The following is a 23918-nucleotide window of genomic DNA, read 5'->3' on the forward strand; positions in this document are numbered from 1 at the left end:
GTCGCCCCTTGGCGGGGCGACTTTTTTCCGCTATCAGAACGAGTGTGTTCCTATGACGACGCAATCCCTTATTCATTCCAACGCTTTCAATTTTCTCAGCTTCGTGCAGGGGAGTGTCGACCCGCGAACCGGGTTGTATTCACTACTGATAGAGCTGCCCGAGTTGCCTGCCAACCACCTCAGCGGCCCCACGCTGCCACTGCGCCTGGGCTACAACCCGCTGAACAGCCAGGACACCGGATTCGGTGTCGGCTGGAGCCTTAACCTCAGCCAGTTTGTCGTCAGTAGCGGCATGCTCAGCTTGCATACGGGTGAGAGTTTCAAGGTGGCAGACAATGGCCCTGGCGAAAAGGCCGTGATACCTGAACGCAAGATCGACAGTTTTCATTTCGACAACGTCAGCGAGGGAGGGAACAAGTGTTTTCGGATCGCCCACAAGTCCGGCTTGATCGAGCTGCTTGAGCCGCAGGCACCCACATTTGCGGTGGCTTTGCCTGTACGCGTGCTGGCAGCGAGCGGGCACGGCATCAATCTGACCTACCAGGTGGTAAACGGCGAGCCGTGCCTGGCATCCATTACCGATGACACCCAGGTCAACGGTCGCCCGCGCACCTTGCTCAAGATCGATTACAGTAGCCATTCACGGGTGCTGATCGACCTGAACCCTGATTCCGAAGCGTTCGCACGCTACACCCTGGAGCGCACGGGTGATGAGCTGGTCAAGATTGTTTTGCCAACTGCGGACCAGGCACGCTGGGCATTCACTTATCGCCGGGTGGGCGAGTTGCGCTGCCTGACTGATCTGCACACTCCCGTCGGTGCACGCGAAGTCATTGAGTACAAGGATGACGGCCATGCCTTGCCCGGCGGCCAAGGGCGAACGGTGCCGTACGTGCAGCGGCATGTCCTGAGCCCGGGCGGGGGGCAGCCGGATATCGAAACGCGGTATGCCTTCAGTAGCAACAACTTCCTTGGTAATGGCACGGGGGTGGCCTGGGAGGACAACGGGCTGGACAACCTGTACAAGTTCACCGGTTCCAGCTTTGTCTACAGTTCGACTGCGAGTCAGTATCAGGACGGCACCGCGCTGCGTATGACTGAGCGCACATTCAATCGCTTTCACTTGCTGACCTCGCAGGTCACCACCCAGCAAGGCTGCATCGAAACCGTCACAACGACCTATCACGAACGAAGTGACACTGGGTTCGCAGACCAGCCGAACAACTTCCAGTTGCCAAACACGGTGACCTCTGCCTGGTCGTTACAAGGCAACTCCAGGGATCGCCGTACTGAAGTGTCCGCCACGCAATACGACAGTCACGGCAACCTCACCCTGGAGGTGCAGGCCAATGGTGTACAGACACGCTATAGCTATTACCCGGCCGAGGCCAGCGAGGGTTGTCCGAGCGACCCGGAAGGTTTCGTGCGCACCCTTAAATCACAGGTGCTGGTGCCCGCAGCCGACGGTGAGGGGAGGGCAGAGGCGCTGAGCCGAAATTTCACCTATATCGCCTTGGGCGCACTCGATGCTCAGGCCAAGGGCCAGCTTTTGCCAGACAGCGAAGCCCAGGTGCGTGTGATTGACGGCACCATCCTCTGCCATACCGGGATTGAGTACGCCGAGGCGCTGGCCGATCCGCTGCTGCATGGCCGGCGCCTGAGCGAGGTGCGGAGCATGGGCGGCAAGCCTACCCGTACCGACTACCGCTATGCCCTACGGGTGGTGAATCAGCACCCGGTAGTGGAGACACAAGCTACGGTGACCGGCTTCGACGGGGCGCAAAAGGTCAATACGCTGCAGTACTCGGAGCTGATCGGCGAGCCCCTGCTCAACTATGATGAAAACCAGGTGCAGATTGCCTACGAGTACGACCAGCTCAGGCGTGTAGTGCTGGAAACGGTGGCTCCGAACATGGAGGAGTTCAAAGCCGCGCGCGCATACAGCTACCAGTTGTCCTCCACGGGAAATCAGGCTGTGCAGGTCATGAAAGATGTCAAAGGGGTTACCACCTGGAGCTACGTAGACGGCCTCAATCGTGTGGTTCGCCAGTTGCGCCAGGACCCTGACTTCGCGCAGACAATGGCCGCCCAGGAGGCGCCACGGTTGAGCTACAGCGCTGCCTACGATGCCTTGGGCAATCTGCTTGAAGAAACCGAATATGAATGGCTGGCGCTGGACGATCTGCCGCTGCGCACCCGCTTCGAATACGACGCCTGGGGGCAGCGCAGCTGTGAAATCGGCCCCGACGGCGTGCGCACCCATGAGCAGATCGACCCGATCGGTACGCCAGAATCGAAAGGGCCGATCCTCACCCAGTGGCGCGAGTCGGCGGACGGCCTGTTGCGCACTGGCAAGACCGTCACCTGGCAGAATCTTTTCGAAAAGCCGGTACGGGTCGAACGTTTGCGCCTGGATGGTACGCGCGAGAGCTTGCACCAGTACTTTTATGACGGCCTTGGGCGCACCGCGCGAGAAATCGACGGCCGCGCCGCCCAGACTGCTTTCGCCTTTGATGAGTTCGACCGCTTGCACACGCATACCCTGGCCGATGGCTCGCAGGTGGTGCGTGAGTATGCTGGTCACAGCGATGAAGACTTGCCGGTGCTGATCAAGGTGCTGCACCCCGATGGCGCTACCCAGAGCGTGCTGGGTGAGCAGGTGTTCGACGGCCTGGGTCGCATGGTCGAATCAATTACCGGCGGTCGCCGGCGCGTGCTGCAGTATGCCGATGGCATGCGTCAGCCTGAATCGGTCATCACACCCAGTGGCCAGAAAATCCGTTACCAATATCTGCCTCAGTTGGGTGAAGAGCCTTTGCAACGGACGGTGATTGACTCGGGGGTCGAGGCTCAATACCAGTATGACAAGCAGAATGCGCGGTTGCTGTACTGCAAGGAGCAGGGCGAGGAGCTTTCGCGTACTTATTTCAGTACCGGCCAGGTACGGTCGGAGACGCGAGTTCAGCAGGGGGCTCGCTACGAGATGGCCTATGTACACAGCCTGGGCGGACGCCTGTTGAGTTACACCGATGTACTCGGGCAGGTTCAGTCTTATACCTACAATTCGCTGGGCCAACTCGAACAAACCAGCCTGGGTACGCTGACCAGTACGTTCACCTATGACTCGCTGGGGCGTAACAGGTCGATCATGACCCAGGCGCGTGATGCCGATGGCAGCGTTCGCAGTTTGCAGACCACCCTTGAGTACGATGAGTTTGAGCGTGAAACGTCGCGCCGCTTTGATTTTGACGATGCGCAACAAGTGCTGGCGCAGGCTTATGATGCGCTCGATGCGATCGTGAGCAAGACGCTCACCGAGGACGGGCGAGTGCTGCGAGAGGAGGCTTACACCTACGACGAGCGTGGCAGATTGACCGATTACATGTGTGAGGGCGAAGACGCATACCTGCCGGTCGACCCCTACGGCAAGAAAATCCAGGCCCAGCGCTTCGATTTCGATGCCTTGGACAATATCTCCCGAGTGCGCACGCGTTTTGACGGTGGCACCCTCGATGCCCGCTATCAGTTCGACAATGAACTGGATCCTGCACAGCTGACTGGTTTCGAAATTCGCGGGCTTGAGGATTCGCCGCTTATTGTCGCGCTCGAGTATGACCTGGACGGCAACCTGGTGCTTGACGAGCAAGGGCGCACGCTTGCGTACGATGCGCTGGGGCGTTTGCAAAGCGTCAACGGGGCGGCCGGTACAGCCAGCGCGAACTATGCGTATGACCCGCTGGATCGCCTGGCGATGCAGGAAACCCTTTGAGCGGTGCGCACGGTGTAACCGGTGTTTCTGGGCTTTGGCGATGCGGTTAGGCGCATATCCGGAGTGATCTGGTGCCCTTGAGATCGAGCGCCGCCCGCGCGGCGCTCGATCTTGTTGATAACTCGATAATTACTCGGCGGTTTAAAAGGCTGATGCAAGAAGTCAACTGTCAGTTCTGCCAGTTGTTCGTGTTGAACAGGGGCCTTTAAATAACGGTATGCAACTCGCTTAGTTTCGGCGTCCTTAACCCTCCAGCGCGACAGGATAAACGTAATGAGCACGTATGAAAAAAGGACCATGACGGCCGAGCAAACCCGCCAGGCCGTGCGTCAGCAGCGGGCGCAGGCTTCTGTGTCCACTGCATTGGAAGCCCCGTTGATCGACCCGAGCCTATTGGCCGATCCCGCTGATAACACGCTGAAAAGCCAAGTGTTGCTCAGCGCTGATGGGGAACTGACAGTCAGCATCCCGGCATGGGACACGTTTGCGCCGCCCGGCTTCGGCGTTTACGACACTTTATATATTTATCATTTAAGTGAGAACGGGGGGCGGGAAGAACTAATCAATAGGGAACTTGACGAAAGTAATAGAGACGAGTTCCCCCTGCCGTATACCGTGCCCAGGGAAAGAGTTGAGGCGTGGGGTGAAGGTACACAGACATTCACTTATGAGGTTTTACCTTACAGTGGGGGCACGAGGCTTCAGGGCGGAAGGCTCGCGCTGATCTTTGACCGCATTGCGCCCAACCGAGGTAACGTCCCGCCCGCTTTTGCGCCGATTGCAGATGTCACCGACGCCAACGTGGCAGATGTTGAGCTGACGTTGGGTTCGTACCCTGATCATGCCGCCGGCGACAAGGTTGCCGTCTACTGGTTGAAGGATGTACCCGAGGACCTCACCGCGGTATTACCTGCCGTGACTGTAGATGTCGGAACGTTACCACAGCAATTGAAGGTGCCCCGAACTGCCATCGAAGCCGCAGGCGATGGTGGCCTTTACGCCCTCTATCTGCTGGTTGACAAGGCCGGCAACATCAGCCGAATCGCCCCTCCTACCGCGGTGGGTGTTGCGCTTGGGCCATTGCCTTCGGGTTTGAAGGCTCCTGAAGTGCCGCTGGCTGGCGATGGAGTGATCGACCAGGAGGATGTGTTCACGGGTGTGTCGGTGCATATCCCGGCATTCGAGCACTTCAAGCCCACAGATGAGTTACAGGTGACCTGGGGCTCCCTCGAACTGGGTTGGCAGCCGATTGGCAACGCGCCATCTTTCCCACTGGCAATCAACCTGTTGCCGCTGCAAGTGTGGGGCGAGTATGCGGCCGCAGGCAGCGGGGCGATGTCGACACCTGTCAGCTATGCACTGCGACGGGGGGCGGTGCCAGCGGGCACCGAGCGGACGGCTGTGGACGTTAACCTTGAACGTATCGGGCCGGTCGATCCAGGCCCAGACCCAACCTGGCCAGACCCGGTCAACCCGAAGTTGGACAACGTCACGGTCAAAGGTGAGGTTTCGGGCAAAAACAATGAACTGACGCCCGACGATCAGTTCAAGCCTGCGACCCTGACGTTCGTGCTCGATAGCACCTTTATCGAGGGCGATAAAATTACCTTCCATTGGGGTGGAACCCATATCACTGAAGCGGATCATGAGGTGCTGGACACCGATCCCGGTGAGCAAGTCACGGCAACGATCCCTTGGGCTTACATCGAAGCCCACAAAAACGGCGTAGTGCCGGTGCATTACAGGATCACTCGGGACGGTGTTCCCAATGCCTCAGTGTCGCCATCGACCGATGTAACCGTAACGGCCATTGTCTTGGTCCCGGACGCCCCTGAGTTTCTTGGTGGCAATACCGAGGCTCCCGTGGGCTGGCTGACCTGCCGATCATTGTATGACCCGGATGACGATAGCGGTGCCGCAGCGGCCATTCGTGTTCAGGTGCCGGACCTGGCGGCATACGGTTTAGTGACGGGTGCCAAAGTTACGATGCATTGGACGGCAGTGCATGGCTTTACCGGTGAAACGCCAATACCGGACATTGACAAGGTCGAGGAAATTACCCTGACAGCGGAAAGTTTGAATGGGTTTGTATGGCGTGTGGAGCCCTATGACACACACATACTGCCCATACCTAACTTCAATGCTGCCCTTAAAGACGGGCGCGCCCGTGTTTGGTACACCTTCGAACTGGACGGTACGACGTACACGTCCGGTACTGAGGAACGCATCATTTCAATGCATCAACTGGGAGCAGCTTGCCCACTCAAACCGTAAGCAGGCAACGCATGAAGATGGCGTCAGCCATCTTCATCTCCCGTCAGATGTCTTTTGCTCAATTGACGAATATTCCTACAGAGGTTTCGGGTAGTGCCACGTAACTTGTACGAAATTTACCCCCTAATCCGTGGGTGATTTCAGTTAATACGACGGAGACCTTTGATTCAATGGCGACTGTGCTTAAAGAACGCTCGTACCCTTCAATGCAGGCGGTGCTCATGTTACCTGTACTCTTGCTGGCTAGCCCGGTTACCGAGGCGTTGACCGTCGTGGAGGGCAAGCGAGCGATCGACGCCACCACGCCGGTCGACAGCTATCAGCTCAACCCTGGCGCCTGGCTTGAGGCGGTCGATGCATCGACCCTGCAGTTGGATATCGGTAGCGGTGCGCAGTTGCAGATGCAACGCAGTAACGTGGATGCGCAAGGCGCTGATGGCATCGCCCTGCGTGGTGGGGCGAGGGTGACCATAGCGGACAACTCGCGTGTGGTCAGTGACCGCTATGGCCTGCGTTTGGAGTCTGACGGCACTGCGGGGGCTTCGGCCACGATCAGCGACAGTCATGTTGAAGGTGCCCGCGGCGGCGCATTGGTGTCATCAGCTGCCACCTTGAGCCTGCAACGCAGCGAGTTGATCGGTACCGGGACCGCTGCGGCAGCGAACATGTTTGGCGGTGCGACACTGACGGCTCAAGACAGCCGCTTGGTAGGTGCGCAAGCTGGGGTGCGTATCTTCTCCGATGCTGCTTTGCCGGGTACAGCCACGCTGAACCTGGTGGGCTCTGATGTGCAAGGGCTGGACGGCTCGGCCATCATTGTCGGCAATCCGTTGCTCGGCCCTGCCAATGGGGTAATAAACGTGGCAGGCGGCTCCACGTTGCGCGGTAGCAACGGTACCCTGCTGGAAGTGGTGGGCCGGTCGACGGCGAGCATGACTGTCGACAACAGCCAACTTGTGGGAGATGTACGCGTCGAAGCCGGCTCCAGTGCCTCGTTGACGCTGGACAACCAGGCCAGCCTGACAGGCCGCCTGGAGAATGTGTCCGGCCTGTCCATTAACGACCAAGCGCGTTGGAACATGGTCGAAGATAGCCAGGTCGGCAGCCTGGCTCTCAATGGCGGCAGTATCAGGTTCGGTGAACCCGACCAGTATCAACGTTTGGCCTTGGGGACTCTGGCAGGCAGCGGAACGTTCATCATGGACAGTGACTTCAGTACTGGCCAGACCGACTTCCTTGATATCACCGGAACTGCCACCGGTAGCCATAGCTTGCTGGTGGGCAGCAGCGGCGCTGATCCCTCGGTTGAAAACCAGCTGCATCTGGTGCACGCCGCGGCGGGTGATGCGCAGTTTTCATTACTCAACGGGCCAGTCGACCTGGGGGCTTTTTCCTATGACCTGGTGCAGCGAGGCAACGACTGGTTCCTCGATGGCTCGCGCAAGGTCATCAGCCCTGGCACTGCTTCTGTGCTGGCTCTGTTCAACACGGCGCCGACTGTGTGGTACGGCGAGCTGACGACGTTGCGTAGCCGCATGGGCGAGTTACGCCTGGATGAGGCAAGTGCCGGTGGCTGGGTTAGAGCCTATGGCAACAAATTCAACGTGTCCGATGCATCGGGTAGCCCTTACCGGCAAGTTCAGCAGGGTTTCTCGTTGGGTGCCGATGCGCCGCTTCCGGTAGGCGATGGCCAATGGTTGATCGGGGTGATGGCGGGCCACAGCGGTTCTGATCTGGACTTGGTCCGGGGCGCCTCGGCAGAGGTCAAGAGCTACTACCTGGGGCTTTATGCAACCTGGCTCGATGCCCAGAGTGGGTACTACCTGGACGGTGTGGTGAAGCTCAACCGTTTTGACAACTCATCAAAAATCGCCTTGAGCGATGGCACGCGGACCAAGGGCGACTACGACAACCTTGGCGTGGGGGCATCCGTGGAGTTTGGTCGGCACCTGGACCTGGGGGCTGGTTACTTCATCGAGCCCTACACGCAATGGTCGGTGGTCAATATCCAGGGCAAGGACTACCAGCTGGACAATGGCTTGCAAGCCCAAGGTGATGATACCCGTTCGCTGCTCGGCAAGGCCGGTGCCACCGTTGGGCGGACCTTCGAACTGGGCGAGGGGCGATTGCTGCAGCCGTATCTGCGCGCAGCCTATGCGCATGAGTTCGTTCAGAACAATCAGGTGAAGGTCAACAATAATCGATTCGACAACGATCTGTCGGGTTCGCGAGGCGAGCTTGGGCTAGGGGTTGCCGCGACCCTTAATGATCGCTTGCAGCTGCATGCAGACTTTGATTATGCCAATGGTGAAAAGATTGAGCAGCCTTGGGGGGCTAACGTCGGGCTGCGTTACAGCTGGTAGGTCGGTCGCAACAGGGAAGGTTCAGCCTTCCCGTTTTTGTGCACGGTAACAAACGTAAGGGGAAGCATGATGCAACGATCAGCGAGAGGCCTGCCCACCGATACGCTCCTCGAACCGCCTGTTTCGCCAGATGTTCTGCCCAATATCCCAGGAGGGCAGGACAACTTGCTGCCCGTATCGGCGCTTGCACGTCCATTGCGGATTGAAGTGCCTATGTGGGACTACTCGAACCCTTCACCCGACTACCCGGAAAAGCTTTTCCTGTATTGGGGCGCGCAGTTGGTCGAGGAGAAAACCTGGTTCGACACCATACCGCCGCAAGACCTGTACGCCGATGTCCCGGTAGCGCTATTGGCTCACGGCCAGGTGCTTGTGACCTACCGCGTCCATGGTTACAACGGAAGTCAGGTGGTGTCTGAGCCGCTGACACTGACGATCGACAAGATCGCGCCGTTGCTGGGGGGCGAGGACGGTGCCTTGATTGTTGAGGAGCAGGTCCTGGACGAGGGCGTTACGGTGAGCTACCTGGAGTCTCATGGTGATCGTTTGTTGGCCACTGTGCCGGGGTACGACAGCCCGGCAGTGGGCGATATGCTGACGTATTACTGGGACCGAGCGCCCTTTGCCAACGAGCAGGTTGCCGAGCTTGAGGTGACAGATCAGAACGTCGGGCAGCCGTTGGTACTCGAATTTCCCGGAGACATGATTCGCGAGCGTGAGGATGGTGCGCGTTATATCCATTATCGGGTACGTGATCGCGCGGGTAATGTCAGTGCACGATCGCAGCCCGTCACACTGGCGGTAACGGCCACGCCGGTGCCCAGGAGCTTGAGCCCGGTGCTGATCGCCCAGGCTGAGGGTTCAGGGCCACAACTGACGCTTGCGCTTGACGACTTTGACGCTCCCTTGTTGATCGAGGTTCCGGCCGAGGTGATGGTGTATCCCGGTGAAACGATCACTGTCGTGTGGGGGGAGCCGGGAAGCGTGGGGCACTATTCAACCCGGACCCCGTACGAGGGGCGCGACCGGCACTTTGAAATTCCGGTGCAGAAGGTTTTGGCGCAAAGCAAGCGGACCCTGCCGGTCATCTACCAAGTCGATGGTGGTGACAGTGCTCTGGACTCTGATCCGGTCAGGTTGGAGGTGAGGGCGATGACGCAAAGGCTGCCTCAGGTAAACCTGGTGGGTGCCGACAGTACAGGCTTTCACTTGGCTTCTGCGCCTGCCCATGTACCGATCAAGCTGGACACGTGGCGGATGATCGCCGAAGGGCAGCGGGTCAGCATCCAGGTGACGGGCGTATTGCAAAGTGGCAATGAGGCGCCCGCCCATGATGCACTTGTCGCACATCCGGTATCGGCTACGCAAGCCAGGCAGGGGATTGGCATGGATAACGCTGTGACGGTGCCAAAAACCTATCTGGCAAGCCTCAGGCTCAATGAACGGTTTACTGTCAGCGTTCAGGTGAGTTTCGATGAGGGCGGCAACTGGGTCCGTTTCCCCTCCATCAACCTTACGTTGCGCGCCTGAGGGTATAGGTTGGCTCACTCTGGTTTCACCGGGCTGGAGCGTTCGGCTGTAATGCCGCTGTAGTCATTGATCGTGGTGAAGTTGACCTGAAGGCCCTGGGTTGTCGGTAACCGCTTCAGCGCATACGTCTGACGGCTCAATGGCAGGGCCATGTCGTGGGCCGTAATGGTTTCACTAAACCCAGCGCCGCTGATGACCAGTCGGTTGAAAGTGAAGTGGTAGGGCGAAGGGTTGTCGACAACCAGGTGCGGTTTGCCGTCTATCAGTTGTACCGACCATGCCAGGTCCTTGAGCCGGTCTTGCGGGCGGTCTTTCAGATGGCTGGGGCGATAGAACAGCTTGATGCGCGTACGCAGGGCAATGTTCAGAATATTTTGCCGGGTATCGGCCGTCGCCTGCGGAATTTCCTGCAAGTTGAAATAGAACAGCGACTCACGGTCTTGCGGCAGGTCATTGGGTAGTGCGTTGATCTGCACTGTCTGCTCATTGCCGGGGTCCAGACGGAACAGCCCAGGCGAGGTTATGAGGGGGACAGCAGTGGTTGCATCGTCGGCTTCGGTATTGACCCAAGCCTGAGCGGCGAACGACGTTTTCGAAGGGTTTGCGACAATCACTGAGGCGCTGCGTTTGGCGCTCTCATGGACGATACGGGTATGGCTGATGGTAAGTGCCGCATAGGCAATTGGCGTGTTGACGCCGAGCAGCAGCAGGCAACTGCACACAACAGCCAGGGGGTGACGGAAAAACAGCATGGCGTTGGACCGGGTGTAGTTGGAATCGACTCCAGGTGCAGGCACCTGGAGTGCGTGTCAAGGCAGGTTCACCACGAAAGAAACTTCCGCCTCGGCCAAGCCTTCGCTAACGGTGGCGGCAAAGGATTCATACGCCGCGTAGAACATCAAGTCTGTCGGGCGGGTTTCATACAGGTCGTATTCTTTGGATTCGGCATTGGGGTTGATCTTGGTGCGAGCCTGGTCCTTGATCACAAGACCCAGGCCCGTGGCGCCGCCGCCGCGAATACCGTAGAGGTTTGTGCCCACTACACCGTGCAATGGAGTAAAGGTGATCTTGGTTTTTGCGCCGGGTGCGATGGTGCAAGTAGCGCTAGGCGTTACGCGCAACGCAAATGCCACGTCTGGGGTAACGGTGCCGCTGGCGCTGAAGTACTTGGTGGTGAAGTTGCCGAGCGATACACGAGGGATAACGCTTCCGCCGGGGTTGACCACTTCGATCGGGCAGGTGCCGCCGCCATAGACCGTACCGTAGAAGTTGATCTGGCCGGTTTCGGGGGCTGCGAATACGTTGCTGCTGGCCATTCCCAAGGCAAGCATGAGTAAAGTCTTTTTCATTGGCAGTTCCTTGAATCCTGTTCGTATGTGGGGCAGTCCCGGAATGCTCCCAGACGGCTAAGCGCCTGTTGGGGGGAGCGGCGAACAGGTTAAAGGGGGGGGGATAAGCGGGATGTAGGAATAATTAGCAAGCCTGCATGGATTGCGGGATGGCAGCCGCCGCAAGGCGCGGCGCGTCGGCCTGTCGCGCCCCCCCCTGATGCGGCAGGGCGTATCGCTTAGTGCGCTGATCGTCGATTCGACAGGCTGAGCATTTCTTTGTGTTGATGCCAATCGAATGTTTCGCCCTTTTGTTCGGCTTCGTAGCGCATTTCTTCCAGCTGTTGATACAACTCGAGTTCTTCATCCGGCATGAAGTGCAGGCAATCGCCGCCAAAGAACCAGAGCAGGTCACGGGGTACCAGGTGGGCAATCTGCGGATAGCGCTGGATGACCTGGCAGATCAGATCCTGGCCCAGGTACTGGCTTTGCAGCGGATCGGTTGGCAGATGGGTAAGCAGCTCGTCGAAGCGTTCCAGGAACAGCACGTGGCTTTCTTCGGGAACCTGCTCGCTTTCTCCGAGCGCCACCAGAATGGTACGCAGGTGGTGCAGCAATTGCAGGTGGTGTGCCAGGTAGGATTGGGCCATGAACGTAACTCGATTGCATAGACAGTGCTGAATCATACGCTCCCGGCCACTTCGTGTCGCGACCGAGCGCACACAGGCTATCTCCTGGCTGGAGGCTGGTTCGGCTCAAACCAGCTTCTGCAAGCGAGTGCACTGTCAACTGCAATTACTGCCAGTTGCCGCTGTACGTTCGGGATGTTCACATGAACCCATTGAAACAGGAGATATTGCAATGGCTGATGGTATACCCGACAGCGCGCAACCCCCGACCCGCGGCGATACGCTGAATACTGTTTTGGTCGACCCGCTCACACTGGTGGTCGGTGTCTTGAGTCGCCAGATCGTCAATGCGTCATGGGTTGACTACGCCCGGCGTAATTCGCGCCGCGTGAGTGAGCAGGTGCAGTACGACCGGATGGTCGAGGGCGCTATATGGCGCGTGGGCACCCTGAGCTTGGGTGCACCATGCGTTACCTACAACGAACAGCACATCACGATAACGAACACCATCGTAAAAGATTCACAGTTTGCTTTGCGCGCGGTGTTGGGGCGTGTTGGGCGACGAGTTCATGAAATGCTGGAAACATTACCGGCTTCGAGAACGGCATTCACAGTCAAGGTGCCACTTGCCAACGGCTACCTGCGTTACAAGTTGCTAGAGGGGTCGTTCCTTCGGCTGCAGTGGTCCGGTGAGGCACTGTTCGAACATACGGACGGTGACTTTAGTTGGGCAGCGCTTACCGAGCACTATAAAGAAACGGCGCGTGTCAACCTGTATGGAGTGTTGCCGCCTATCAGCCCGTTACTGCACGATGTGAAAGGCTCTTTCAAGCTTCGAGAAGCGTCATTGGACCTGACGTTGTCCAGTGGGTCGAGTGAACTTGCGCTGGGGGGGACCAACTCGCTGAGTGCCCCGGAAACGGCGGGGGATGCGGGCGTATTGTCTTTTTTGAGCGTTCTCTTTCCCGAGGTTTTACTGGGGTTGCCTCCGGTTGACAACGCTTGGCTCGCCGGTTTTTGCACACCGCCAGGATCGCTGCGTTTTACCGCCGGGCAATTGATTCCGGAGTTGCTACTGTATTGGGCAATGTACGACGCTAACAGCGTGGCTGACCAATACCGCCATCAGGCACACGTCGAACAACCGCTCGCCATTACCCCACGGCTTCGATTGGTTGGAGTCAGTGATGAGAAACAGGCATTGACGTTGGCGCCAGCCGCGGCAAATGTGCAATGGGCGTTCGAGGGTGCAGCATCAGGGCGCCTGATGAGCGAGAGGGATGAGATGTTTTATTATCCAGCCAGTGCACCTACGCCAGCATTCGCGCTTGACTCCAACAACAAGACCAAACGTGAGGTGGCACTACAATCTGGCCCGCGTACGCTTATCAGTGCAGATGTGATCAAGGCCACGGCAGGTAGTGAAACAGCCATATCCACCTTCGTTACGTTGCACACCATAGAATCCCACTACCTGAAAGCAGAACTGGTAAACAACAAAGTCAGGCTGCTGCTTTTTTATGACAGTTGGGAAGGTGAGGTGGAGGTGCGAGCCGCTGACACTCGATGGACTGTCATTAGTGGCAACGGCACAGTGTCCGCAACGGGTGTTTTTACGCCACATCCGACGGCGCCTTCACCGTTCACGGTGCTATTGGCTGAAGATACTCAAGACCAAGCCCGGTTTCATTATTGGGCCTCGATTGTAATACCCGTGCCAACACTGACTGCCGCCCGCTTCGTTGAGCTGACCAACGGTTGAATGTGGAGTATCGAAGAGCAACCCGAGGCCGGCGGCAGGCCCCGGGCGCTGACATTGACGTTAGCGAATATGCCCTTCAGCGCGCGCAAGCTGCGCTTTTTCAAAGGCATCCACATCGATGACCTGGCGGCGAGCGTGCTGCGCATCGAGCAAACGCTGGCCTTCATGCGGCTGCAGTACGCCAGCATCCACAGCCGCATCGATGGGCGACTCCCCGGGTGCTGGTCGTACGGTACCGTCCTTCACTGACTGGTGCAGCGTTCGTTGCAGTGGCGCGACCTCATCGAGCAGGTCGCTGGCGCGTTGCAACGCAGCCACAGGGTCGCCTTCGGCCTGGGGCCGGAAGCACCCCGCCAGCAATTCTTCCAGCGCTGGGTCGCCTTTGCTTCTGCCAATCAGTTCGGCCACCTGCGCATCCAGTTCGTCACTCGGCCCGGTATGCCTGCGACCGAACGGGAATACCAGCACCCGTAGGGCGCAGCCGACGAAGCGGTTGGGGAAGTTGTCCAACAGCCGATCCAGGGCGTTTTCAGCCTGGCCAAGGCTTTCTTCCATGGCCCAGCGCAGCAGGGGGCGCATGTGCTCGGGCGAGCCAAGGTCATGGTAGCGCTTGAGTGCAGCCGAAGACAGGTACAGGTAGCTGAGCACATCGCCGAGCCTTGCACTGAGGCGTTCGCGGCGCTTGAGTGCGCCACCGAGCAGCATCATCGACAGGTCAGCCAGCAAGGCAAAGGCCGCAGCCTGGCGGTTCAGGCTGCGAAAATATCCCTGGCTCAGGGCGTCGCCTGGCACCTTCTCCAGATGACCCAGCCCCAACCCGTGCACCAGTGTGCTCGCCGCGTTACCTGCGGCGAACATGATGTGCTTCATCAGCAGTTCGTCGAACTCCTTCAGGGCCTGGCCGTGGTCCTCGCGGCCTGCCAGGGCCATTTCCTCGAGCACGAACGGGTGACAGCGGATGGCACCCTGCCCAAAGATCATCAGGTTGCGCGAGAGAATGTTCGCGCCTTCGACCGTGATGAAAATCGGCGCCCCTTGCCAGTTGCGCCCCAGGTAGTTGTTCGGGCCCATGATGATGCCCTTGCCGCCATGCACGTCCATGGCGTGCTGAATGCATTCGCGGCCCCGTTCGGTCAGGTGGTACTTGAGGATCGCCGACAGCACCGAAGGCTTTTCGCCCAGGTCCACGGCCTTGGCGGTCAGCAGGCGGGCGCTGTCCATCAGCCAGGCGTTGCCGCCGATGCGCGCCAATGATTCCTGGATGCCTTCGAAAGCCGCCAGTGGCACGTTGAACTGCTCGCGGATGTTGGCGTACTGGCCGGTGACCAGGCTGGTGTATTTGGCAGCACCTGTGCCCACAGCAGGGAGGGAGATGGAGCGGCCCACCGACAGGCAGTTCATCAGCATCATCCAGCCCTTGCCAAGCATGGCCTGGCCGCCGATGAGAAATTCAAGCGGGATGAACACGTCCTTGCCGCTGTTGGGGCCGTTCATGAAGGCCGCGCCCAGTGGCAGGTGGCGTTTGCCGATTTCCACACCGGGGGTGTCGGTGGGTATCAGCGCCAGGCTGATGCCCAGCTCTTCTTCTTCGCCCAGCAGGTGATCCGGGTCGTAGGCCTTGAAGGCCAGGCCGAGCAGGGTGGCGACCGGGCCGAGGGTGATGTAGCGCTTTTCCCAGTTCAGGCGCAGGCCGATGACCTCCTCACCTTGCCATTGGCCTTTGCAGATGACACCGGTATCCGGCATTGCGCCTGCATCGGAGCCGGCCAGGGGGCCAGTGAGCGCGAAGCACGGAATGTCGTCGCCCCGGGCCAGGCGTGGCAGATAGTGGTTGCGTTGCTCGTCGGTGCCGTAGTGCAGCAACAGCTCAGCCGGGCCGAGGGAATTGGGTACCATCACCGTGGAGGCTAGGTCACCACTGCGCGTGGCGAGCTTCATGGCGACCTGAGAATGAGCGTAAGCGGAGAAACCTTTGCCGCCGTATTCCTTGGGAATGATCAGGGCAAAGAAACCCTGCGATTTGATATGGGCCCAAGCCTCGGGCGGCAGGTCGAGATCCTGACCGATTTGCCAGTCGCTGACCATCGCGCACAGCGCCTCGGTCGGGCCATCGATGAAGGCCTGTTCTTCTTCGGTAAGTGTTGGCGCAGGGTAGTCGAGCAGCGTGCGCCAGTCGGGGCGGCCGCTGAACAACTCGCCGTCCCACCATACGGTGCCGGCGTCGATGGCTTCGCGTTCGGTCTGCGACATGGGCGGCAGGGTGCGCTGGAACCACTTGAACACAGGGCCGGTGAATACCTTGCGCCTCCACTCGGGTAGTAACAGCAGGGCAGCCTTGGCGGCCAGAACCAGCCAGATCAACGCCAGCAGCCAGCCGGGCGCCGAGCTGAAGATGCCCATCAGCAAGGTATAGCCGGCAACGATGGCGAGTATCTGCAGCGGTGGCAGACGCCGGTGGGTGAGGTACGCCGTGCCGATCACCAGGACCAGCAACCACAACAGCAACATAATCCTTCCTCCTTGGAACCAGGGGCTTGGGCCGTCTCACAGAGCTTAGACGCAACACAGTGAACGGCAGTATCAGAACAGTGACAGGGTGTGGCTGTGGGAGTTTCAGCTCATTGTTCGTCTATATCGACCCACTCGCCGATGCAGGCGACAGAGGCCTGGAGTAGACTCACCCCTTCGCATTCATAAGGACGTCGTCATGCTGAAGATCTGGGGTCGCAAGAATTCGAGCAATGTGCGCAAGGCGCTGTGGATCGCCCACGAGCTGGGCCTGGATTTCGAATCCATCGACGCCGGCGGCGCCTTCGGTGTCGTCAACGAGCCGCACTACCGCACCCGCAACCCCAATGGCCTGGTGCCCATGCTCGAAGACGGCGACCTTACCCTGTGGGAGTCCAACACCATCGTGCGCTACCTGTGCGCCGAGTACGGCGCAGAGCAGGGCTGGTACCTGAAAGACCCGCGCCAGCGCGCCTTGGCGGACAAGTGGATGGACTGGACCACCTCGTCCTTTGCAGGGGCGTTCCGCCCGTTGTTCTGGGGCCTGCTGCGCACCCCCGAAGACCAGCGCGACTGGGTCGCGATCAATGCCGCGCACAAACAGTGCGCGCAGTTGCTGTCGATCGCCGATGAAACCCTGGCGCACCAACCGTACCTTTCCGGTGACCAGATCGGCATGGGCGACATCCCACTGGGGAGCTTCGTGTACGCCTGGTTCGAAATGCCCATCGAGCGCCCGGCCATGCCCCACCTGCAAGCCTGGTACGAGCGGCTGAAGCAACGCCCGGCCTACCAGGCGGCGGTGATGACGGCACTGACCTGAACCTGCTTCGATAGTCACTATCAATACACATGACTGTACTTGTGCGGCCAGGCCTTGCACCATGGCCGCACTCACTGCGCCAGTGACTTGCCCTGGCGTGTCCTGACCTTTTCACTCGGTACGTGACCCGCTATGAGTTCTGCCCTGTCCATCCGACAGCTGACCAAAACCTACGGCAACGGCTTCCAGGCCCTCAAAGGCATCGATCTGGACGTCGCCGAAGGTGACTTCTTCGCCCTGCTGGGCCCCAATGGCGCCGGCAAATCCACCACCATCGGCATCCTCTCGACCCTGGTCAACAAGACCAGCGGCACGGTGAACGTGTTTGGCCATGACCTGGATCGCGAACCCTCGGCGCTCAAGCGCTGCCTGGGCGTGGTGCCCCAGGAGTTCAACTTCAACCAGTTCGAGAAAACCTTCGACATCGTCGTGACCCAGGCCGGCTATTACGGCATCCCGCCGAAACTGGCCAAGGAGCGCGCCGAGCAATACCTGACCCAGCTGGGGCTGTGGGACAAGCGTGACGTGCAGTCGCGTTCGTTGTCCGGTGGCATGAAGCGCCGCTTGATGATCGCCCGGGCGTTGATCCACGAACCGCGCCTGCTGATCCTCGATGAGCCGACAGCGGGGGTGGACATCGAGCTGCGCCGTTCGATGTGGAGCTTTCTCACCGAGCTCAACCAGAAGGGCATCACCATCATCCTGACCACGCATTACCTGGAGGAGGCCGAGCAGTTGTGCCGCAACATCGGCATCATCGACCACGGCACGATTGTCGAGAACACCAGCATGCGCAAGCTGCTGGGCAAGCTGCATGTCGAGACCTTCGTCCTCGACCTCAGGCAGGACCTGGCCCAGGCGCCCACGCTGCAGGGCTACCCATGCCGCCTGCTGACACCCCACACCCTTGAGGTGCAAGTGGACAAGGACATCGGCATTACCGCGCTGTTCGGCCAGTTGGCCCTGCAGAACATCGAAGTGCAGAGCCTGCGCAACAAGACCAACCGTCTCGAGGAGCTGTTCGTGTCCCTGGTTGAAAAGAACCTGTCGAAGGTGGCCGTATGAGTGTGGAACTGCGCACCAACTGGGTCGCCCTGAACACCATCGTTTACCGCGAAGTGCGGCGCTTCCTGCGTATCTGGCCGCAGACCTTGCTGCCGCCGGCCATCACCATGGTCTTGTACTTCGTCATCTTCGGTAACCTGATCGGCCGGCAGATCGGCGACATGGGCGGCTTCACCTACATGGAGTACATCGTTCCCGGGCTGATCATGATGTCGGTGATCACCAACTCCTACGGCAACGTGGTGTCGAGCTTTTTCGGCAGCAAGTTCCAGCGCTCGATCGAAGAGTTGATGGTGTCGCCGGTATCGCCGCACATCATTCTGGTCGGCTACGTGCTGGGCGGGGTGCTGCGAGGCCTGGCGGTGGGGGTGATCGTGACCATCCTGTCGCTGTTCTTCACCCACCTGCAGGTCCATCACCTGGGCGTGACGGTGGTCGTGGTGTTGCTGACGGCGACCATTTTTTCGCTGCTTGGCTTCGTCAACGCCGTGTTTGCACGCAACTTTGACGATATCTCGATCATCCCGACGTTCGTGCTGACGCCGCTGACCTACCTGGGTGGGGTGTTCTATTCGATCAACCTGCTGCCGCCGTTCTGGCAGACCGTGTCGCTGGCCAACCCGGTGCTGCACATGGTCAACTCGTTCCGCTACGGCATCCTAGGGGTGTCGGATATCAGCATTGGTACGGCGATCACCTTCATGCTGGTCGCCACCGCAGTGCTCTACGCGCTGTGCGTCCGCCTGCTGGTCAGTGGCCGCGGCATGCGCGCCTGAGACCCTGTGCTTGCGCCGGCGCCATTGCCGGCCAATCCACCAGCGCCAGTACAGAAGGGTGGTGAACCAGGCGATGATGCCCAGCACCACACCACACACTACCGAGCCCAGCAGGAACGGCTGCCAGAGCGTTGCCAGCTGGCCGGTGATCCATTCGAAGGTAAGGTCTTCGGGCAGGCTGCGCGGCGGCGTGCCCAGCAACCAGGCGCCGGTCATGTAGGTGACGAAGAACACGGGCGGCATGGTCAGCGGGTTGGTCAGCCACACCAGGCTGACGGCGATCGGCAGGTTGCCACGCACCGGTATCGCCAGCGCTGCCGCCAGCAGCATCTGCATGGGGACGGGAATCAACGCCGCGAACAGGCCCACACCCATGGCCCGGGCCACCGAGTGGCGGTTCAGGTGCCAGAGATTCGGGTCGTGCAGCAACTTGCCGAAAAAGCGTAAGGACTTGTGTTCCCGAATGCTGGTCGGGTCCGGCATGTAGCGTTTGAAAAGGCGGCGCGGCATGTAGGCTCCCCGAGCGGTCATCGGGGAAGTATGCCTTGATTCCATCTCAGCCTCGTTCAGAGTTTGTGACAATTGTTGAGCGAGCCTTGGCGTCATTTCGTCTATGCCTGAGGGGTAACTGCGTTTCTGGAGCTCTAACTCATGCGCACAGGGATGTTTGCGCTGGCGCTCGGGCTGTTGTGCCTGGGCGTTCTCCCCGAGTTGCCATCGGTCGGGTGGCTGTGGCTGCTGTTCGGCGGCGGCCTGGTTTGCCTGGGCACACGGCTGTGGCCGCTGGGCTGCTGCGTGCTGGGTATGTGCTGGGCTTGCTGGTCGGCGCAGCAGGCACTGGATGATCGCCTGGCCCCAGGCCTGGATGGCCGAACGCTGTGGCTGGAGGGCAGGGTGGTCGGCTTGCCGGCCCATACGCTGAGTGGTGTGCGCTTTGAGTTGGAGCAACCTCGCTCGCGCCGCGCTGCGTTGCCCCAGCGCCTGCAATTGCACTGGTTCGATGGCCCGCCGGTGCGGGCTGGCGAGCGCTGGCGCCTGGCCGCTACCTTGCAGCGCCCGGCCGGGCTGCTCAACCCGCATGGTCCGGACCGGGAGGCGCAGTTGTTGGCCAGGCGTATCGGCGCCACTGGTACGGTCAAGGCGGGCCATGTGCTGGACGCCGCGCAGCCGGGTTGGCGTGACGCACTGCGCCAGCGCTTGTTGAGCGTCGCCGCGCATGGCCGGGAAGCGGCCCTTGTCGCATTGGTGCTCGGCGATGGCGCCGGCCTGGCCCGTGAGGACTGGCAAGCGCTGCAGGCCACGGGCACGGTACACCTGTTGGTGATCTCGGGGCAGCACATCGGCCTGGTCGCCGGCCTGCTTTACGCCTTGGTCGCCGGCCTGGCGCGCTGGGGCCTGTGGCCACGGGCGCTACCCTGGTTGCCGTGTGCGTGCGGCCTGGCACTGGGCGCGGCGCTGGCCTATGGCTGGCTGGCCGGTGCGGGGGTGCCGGTGCAGCGCGCCTGCCTGATGCTGGCGGTGGTTCTGCTCTGGCGCCTGCGCTTTCGCCATCTTGGGGCGCTGTTCCCTTTGCTGCTGGCCCTCATCGGGGTGCTGGTCGCCGAGCCGCTGGCGCCGCTGCTGCCAGGGTTCTGGCTGTCGTTTGCGGCGGTGGCGACCCTGGTCTACTGCTTCAGCTCACGTCTGGGCCGCTGGCGGCCCTGGCAAGGATGGACCCGCGCCCAGTGGGTGATCGCCATCGGCTTGCTGCCGGTACTGATCGCCACCGGTTTGCCAGTCAGCCTGAGTGCGCCACTGGCCAACTTGCTGGCAGTGCCCTGGGTCAGCCTTGCGGTATTGCCCTTGGCGCTGCTTGGAACGTTGCTGCTGCCCTTGGCAGGGGTTGGTGAAGGCCTGTTGTGGTTGGCGGGTGGGCTGCTGGATGTCTTGTTCCGGTTGCTGGCTTGGGTGGCGGACTGGCGCCCGGCGTGGATACCGCCTGCTTTGCCGGTCTGGGCCTGGCTGATGGTCTGTTTGGGGGCGTTGCTGGTGCTGCTGCCGTCCGGTGTGCCCCTGCGCAGCCTGGGCGGGGCGATGCTGCTGGCGTTGTGGGTGCCCAGGGAGGCTGTGCCGCAGGGGCAGGTGGAGGTCTGGCAGCTGGATGTCGGGCAGGGCTTGGCGGTACTGCTGCGCACGCAAAACCATAGCCTGCTTTACGACGCCGGCCCGGCGCGGGGCGAGAGCGATCTGGGTGAGCGGGTGGTGTTGCCGACCCTGCACAAGTTGGGCGTAAAGCGCCTGGACATCATGCTGATCAGCCATGCCCATGCCGACCATGCAGGTGGCGCGCCGGCTGTCTACCGTGGGTTGCCGGTGTTGCGTGTGCTGGGCGGCGAAGTGTTGGAGGACCTTGCACTGCAGCCTTGTGCCAGTGATGAGCAGTGGGAATGGGATGGCGTGCGCTTTTCGCTGTGGCATTGGGCCCAAGGGCAGAGCAGCAACGACCGCTCTTGCGTGTTGCTGGTCGAGGCGCAGGGGGAGCGGCTGCTGTTGGCAGGCGATATGGAGGCGGGCGCCGAGCGCGCGTGGTTGGCGGCCCACGCGACGCCACGTATCGATTGGTTGCAATCACCGCACCATGGCAGCCGCAGTTCCTCGACAGAGGCATTCATCCGCGCTACGGCGCCGCGCGGCGTGCTGATTTCACGGGGGCGCAACAACGGTTTTGGGCATCCGCATGTGCAGGTGGTCGAGCGCTATCGGCGGCATGGGATGGCCATTCACGATACGGCGGTGGAGGGGGCGTTGCGGTTGCTGCTGGGCAACCATGGCGAAGTGGAAGGGGTGCGGGCGCAAAAGCGCTTTTGGCGGGGCAGCGCGCCGTGATGGTTGATGAGCCTGCCCTGGGTATAGCCACACAATTCCCTTACCTTCGGCAGATGAGCCCCCCGCGCGCCTATGTTAGAGTGGCGGCCTTTTTCCGAGGGGGCGTTTACTGTGTGGGAATTGGTCAAGTCCGGTGGTTGGATGATGCTGCCGATCATTCTGAGCTCCATCGCTGCCATGGCTATCGTCGTCGAGCGCCTGTGGACCCTGCGCGCCAGCCGCGTTACCCCGCCGCACCTGCTGGGCCAGGTGTGGATGTGGATCAAGGACAAGCAGCTCACCAGTGACAAGCTCAAGGCCCTGCGCGCCGATTCGCCGCTGGGTGAAATCCTCGCTGCGGGCCTGGCCAACTCGCGCCATGGCCGTGAAATCATGAAAGAGTGCATCGAGGAGTCTGCCTCGCGGGTCATTCATGAACTGGAGCGCTACATCAGCACCCTCGGTACCATCGCCGCGATGGCCCCGCTGCTCGGCCTGCTGGGTACCGTGCTGGGCATGATCGATATCTTCAGCGCCTTCATGGGGTCGCAGATGACCGCCAATGCGGCGGTGCTGGCCAGTGGTATCTCCAAGGCCCTTGTCACTACGGCAGCCGGCCTGATGGTCGGCATCCCGGCAGTGTTCTTCCACCGCTTCCTGTTGCGCCGCATCGACGAACTGGTGGTGGGCATGGAGCAGGAGGCGATCAAGCTGGTGGAGGTCATCCAGGGCGACCGCGAAGTCGAAGTGGCCGGAGGCAAGGCGTGAAGTTCCGGCGCAATCGCCAGCGGGAGAACGTCGACATCAACCTGGCGTCGTTGATCGACGTGGTGTTTGTCCTGCTGCTGTTCTTCGTGGTCACCACCACCTTTACCCGTGAGACCCAGCTGCGTGTGGAGCTGCCCGAGGCCGTCAGCGCCGAACAGCCCGTCGCAGACCCGGAAAAGCTGGTGGAGGTCACCATCAGTGCAGACGGCGTGTATTCGGTGAACAATCACCTGTTGCCCAAGAGCGACCTGGCGACCCTGACCGAGGCGATCCAGCGCGAATCGGGCGGTGACAACACGCTGCCGCTGGCCATCAGTGCCGACGGCAAGACCCCGCACCAGGCCGTGATCACTGCGATGGATGCCGCCGGCAAGCTCGGTTTCAGCCAGCTGCGCATGACCACCGTCGAGGCCGCCCAGGGGACACCTTGATGGCGCTCGCTGACCGTCTGCTAGCCGCCTGGTACGCCGGGCACCCGGCCCTTGCCCTGCTGCGCCCGCTCGAGGCGCTTTACCGGCGGGTAGTGACGCGCAAGCGCGCACGGTTTCTCAGTGGCGAAAGCGCCAGCTACCGCGCCCCGGTACCGGTCATCGTGGTGGGCAACATCACCATTGGTGGCACCGGCAAGACGCCGATGATCCTCTGGTTGATCGAGCATTGCCGGCGCCAGGGGCTGAAGGTGGGGGTGGTCAGCCGCGGCTACGGTGCAGAACCGCCTCGCCTGCCCTGGCGTGTCGAAGCCTCGCAGAGTGCCGAGCAGGCCGGCGATGAACCGTTGCTGATCGTTCAGCGCACGGGTGTGCCGCTGATGATCGACCCCGACCGCTCCCGCGCCGTGCAGGCATTGCTGGCCAGCGAGCCGTTGGACCTGATCCTGTGTGACGACGGTATGCAGCACTACCGCCTGGCACGCGACCTGGAACTGGTGCTCATCGACGCTGCGCGTGGCCTGGGCAATGGCCGCTGCTTACCGGCCGGGCCCCTGCGCGAGCCTGCCGAGCGCCTGCAAGAGGCTGATGCGGTGCTGTTCAACGGCGCCAGCGCCGACCGCCCAGAGGGCTTCGCCTTTCGTCTGCAACCCAGTGCGCTGGTCAACCTGCGCAGTGGCGAGCGCCGCGCGCTCGACTTCTTCCCGGCGGGCCAGCGCCTGCATGCGGTAGCCGGTATCGGCAACCCGCAACGTTTCTTCAATACCCTGCTGGGGCTAAACTGGCAGCCGGTGCCGCATCCGTTCGCCGACCACGCCCAGTTCAGCGCTCAGAGCCTGGCTTTCAGCCCGCAGCTGCCGTTGGTGATGACCGAGAAGGATGCGGTGAAGTGCCGCGCCTTCGCTGCCGATGACTGGTGGTACCTGGCCGTGGAGGCCCTGCCTACGCCGGCCTTCTGCGACTGGTTCGACAGCCAGCTGCAACGCTTGCTGCCTGGGCATCGAACGCCCTGAGCCCGTTTTTCAATTTCCGGCCATCTGGCCTCAAGGAC

At 60.9% G+C, this 23918-nt stretch carries 17 protein-coding genes; 12 read left to right on the forward strand and 5 right to left on the reverse strand.

Annotation, left to right across the window (positions count from 1 at the left end; all coding sequences use genetic code 11):
• Positions 1 to 52 precede the first annotated feature (52 nt).
• From JOE27_RS23635 to JOE27_RS23650, 4 genes are all read left to right on the forward strand, one after another.
• A complete protein-coding gene (locus JOE27_RS23635; protein ID WP_174141831.1) occupies positions 53 to 3769 on the forward strand; it encodes an RHS repeat protein in 3717 nt (1238 codons plus the stop codon).
• 273 nt (positions 3770 to 4042) lie between these two features.
• Positions 4043 to 6043, forward strand: coding sequence for a hypothetical protein (locus tag JOE27_RS23640; RefSeq protein ID WP_115275604.1), 2001 nt, complete (start codon positions 4043 to 4045; stop codon positions 6041 to 6043).
• Between the two features lie 170 nt (positions 6044 to 6213).
• The gene (locus JOE27_RS23645; RefSeq protein WP_204920417.1) at positions 6214 to 8406 is read left to right on the forward strand and encodes an autotransporter outer membrane beta-barrel domain-containing protein; all 2193 of its coding nucleotides are present in this window, start codon (positions 6214 to 6216) and stop codon (positions 8404 to 8406) included.
• 66 nt (positions 8407 to 8472) lie between these two features.
• Complete coding sequence (locus tag JOE27_RS23650) at positions 8473 to 9936, forward strand: hypothetical protein (RefSeq protein ID WP_196997696.1); 1464 nt, start codon at positions 8473 to 8475, stop codon at positions 9934 to 9936.
• Positions 9937 to 9950: 14 nt separating this feature from the next.
• On the opposite strand, the gene JOE27_RS23655 is transcribed toward JOE27_RS23650, so the two are convergent.
• The 3 genes from JOE27_RS23655 to JOE27_RS23665 all read right to left on the reverse strand — a co-directional run bounded on the left by JOE27_RS23655 (position 9951) and on the right by JOE27_RS23665 (position 11914).
• A complete protein-coding gene (locus JOE27_RS23655; RefSeq protein WP_256658452.1) occupies positions 9951 to 10733 on the reverse strand; it encodes a molecular chaperone in 783 nt (260 codons plus the stop codon).
• A 12-nt stretch (positions 10734 to 10745) separates the two neighbouring features.
• Complete coding sequence (locus JOE27_RS23660; RefSeq protein ID WP_115275608.1) at positions 10746 to 11285, reverse strand: fimbrial protein; 540 nt, start codon at positions 11283 to 11285, stop codon at positions 10746 to 10748.
• A gap of 218 nt (positions 11286 to 11503) precedes the next feature.
• A complete protein-coding gene (locus JOE27_RS23665; protein WP_204920423.1) occupies positions 11504 to 11914 on the reverse strand; it encodes a PA2817 family protein in 411 nt (136 codons plus the stop codon).
• A 211-nt stretch (positions 11915 to 12125) separates the two neighbouring features.
• On the opposite strand from JOE27_RS23665, the gene JOE27_RS23670 reads away from it, so the two are divergent.
• A complete protein-coding gene (locus JOE27_RS23670) occupies positions 12126 to 13655 on the forward strand; it encodes a hypothetical protein (RefSeq protein WP_119688511.1) in 1530 nt (509 codons plus the stop codon).
• Between the two features lie 60 nt (positions 13656 to 13715).
• Here JOE27_RS23670 and JOE27_RS23675 read toward each other — a convergent pair whose 3' ends face one another.
• The gene (locus tag JOE27_RS23675; RefSeq protein WP_174141827.1) at positions 13716 to 16163 is read right to left on the reverse strand and encodes an acyl-CoA dehydrogenase; all 2448 of its coding nucleotides are present in this window, start codon (positions 16161 to 16163) and stop codon (positions 13716 to 13718) included.
• A gap of 199 nt (positions 16164 to 16362) precedes the next feature.
• On the opposite strand from JOE27_RS23675, the gene JOE27_RS23680 reads away from it, so the two are divergent.
• The 3 genes from JOE27_RS23680 (at position 16363) to JOE27_RS23690 (ending at position 18827) form a co-directional block, all read left to right on the forward strand.
• Complete coding sequence (locus JOE27_RS23680; RefSeq protein WP_046786572.1) at positions 16363 to 16986, forward strand: glutathione S-transferase; 624 nt, start codon at positions 16363 to 16365, stop codon at positions 16984 to 16986.
• Positions 16987 to 17118: 132 nt separating this feature from the next.
• On the forward strand, positions 17119 to 18051 hold the full coding sequence (locus JOE27_RS23685) for an ABC transporter ATP-binding protein (RefSeq protein ID WP_039601023.1): 933 nt from the start codon (positions 17119 to 17121) through the stop codon (positions 18049 to 18051).
• Positions 18048 to 18827: an ABC transporter permease gene (locus JOE27_RS23690; protein ID WP_012313417.1), complete on the forward strand. Its 780-nt coding sequence runs from the start codon at positions 18048 to 18050 to the stop codon at positions 18825 to 18827. The genes JOE27_RS23685 and JOE27_RS23690 overlap by 4 nt, the downstream gene beginning before the upstream one ends.
• Here the strand turns inward: JOE27_RS23690 and JOE27_RS23695 are convergent.
• On the reverse strand, positions 18711 to 19337 hold the full coding sequence (locus JOE27_RS23695) for a DUF2062 domain-containing protein (RefSeq protein ID WP_119688512.1): 627 nt from the start codon (positions 19335 to 19337) through the stop codon (positions 18711 to 18713). The genes JOE27_RS23690 and JOE27_RS23695 overlap by 117 nt on opposite strands.
• Before the next feature lie 141 nt (positions 19338 to 19478).
• Between JOE27_RS23695 and JOE27_RS23700 the strand changes: the two genes are divergently transcribed.
• From JOE27_RS23700 to lpxK, 4 genes are all read left to right on the forward strand, one after another.
• The gene (locus JOE27_RS23700) at positions 19479 to 21692 is read left to right on the forward strand and encodes a DNA internalization-related competence protein ComEC/Rec2 (protein WP_204920451.1); all 2214 of its coding nucleotides are present in this window, start codon (positions 19479 to 19481) and stop codon (positions 21690 to 21692) included.
• Positions 21693 to 21803: 111 nt separating this feature from the next.
• Positions 21804 to 22439 (forward strand): MotA/TolQ/ExbB proton channel family protein, encoded by a 636-nt coding sequence (locus JOE27_RS23705; protein WP_039601022.1) that lies wholly within the window; start codon positions 21804 to 21806, stop codon positions 22437 to 22439.
• Positions 22436 to 22870, forward strand: a complete 435-nt coding sequence (locus JOE27_RS23710) for a biopolymer transporter ExbD (protein ID WP_012313421.1) — start codon at positions 22436 to 22438, stop codon at positions 22868 to 22870. The genes JOE27_RS23705 and JOE27_RS23710 overlap by 4 nt, the downstream gene beginning before the upstream one ends.
• Positions 22870 to 23880, forward strand: coding sequence for a tetraacyldisaccharide 4'-kinase (gene lpxK, locus JOE27_RS23715; RefSeq protein WP_204920455.1), 1011 nt, complete (start codon positions 22870 to 22872; stop codon positions 23878 to 23880). The genes JOE27_RS23710 and lpxK overlap by 1 nt, the downstream gene beginning before the upstream one ends.
• Positions 23881 to 23918 lie beyond the last annotated feature (38 nt).

This window comes from Pseudomonas sp. M5, from assembly GCF_016907075.1.
GTDB lineage: Bacteria > Pseudomonadota > Gammaproteobacteria > Pseudomonadales > Pseudomonadaceae > Aquipseudomonas > Aquipseudomonas putida_E.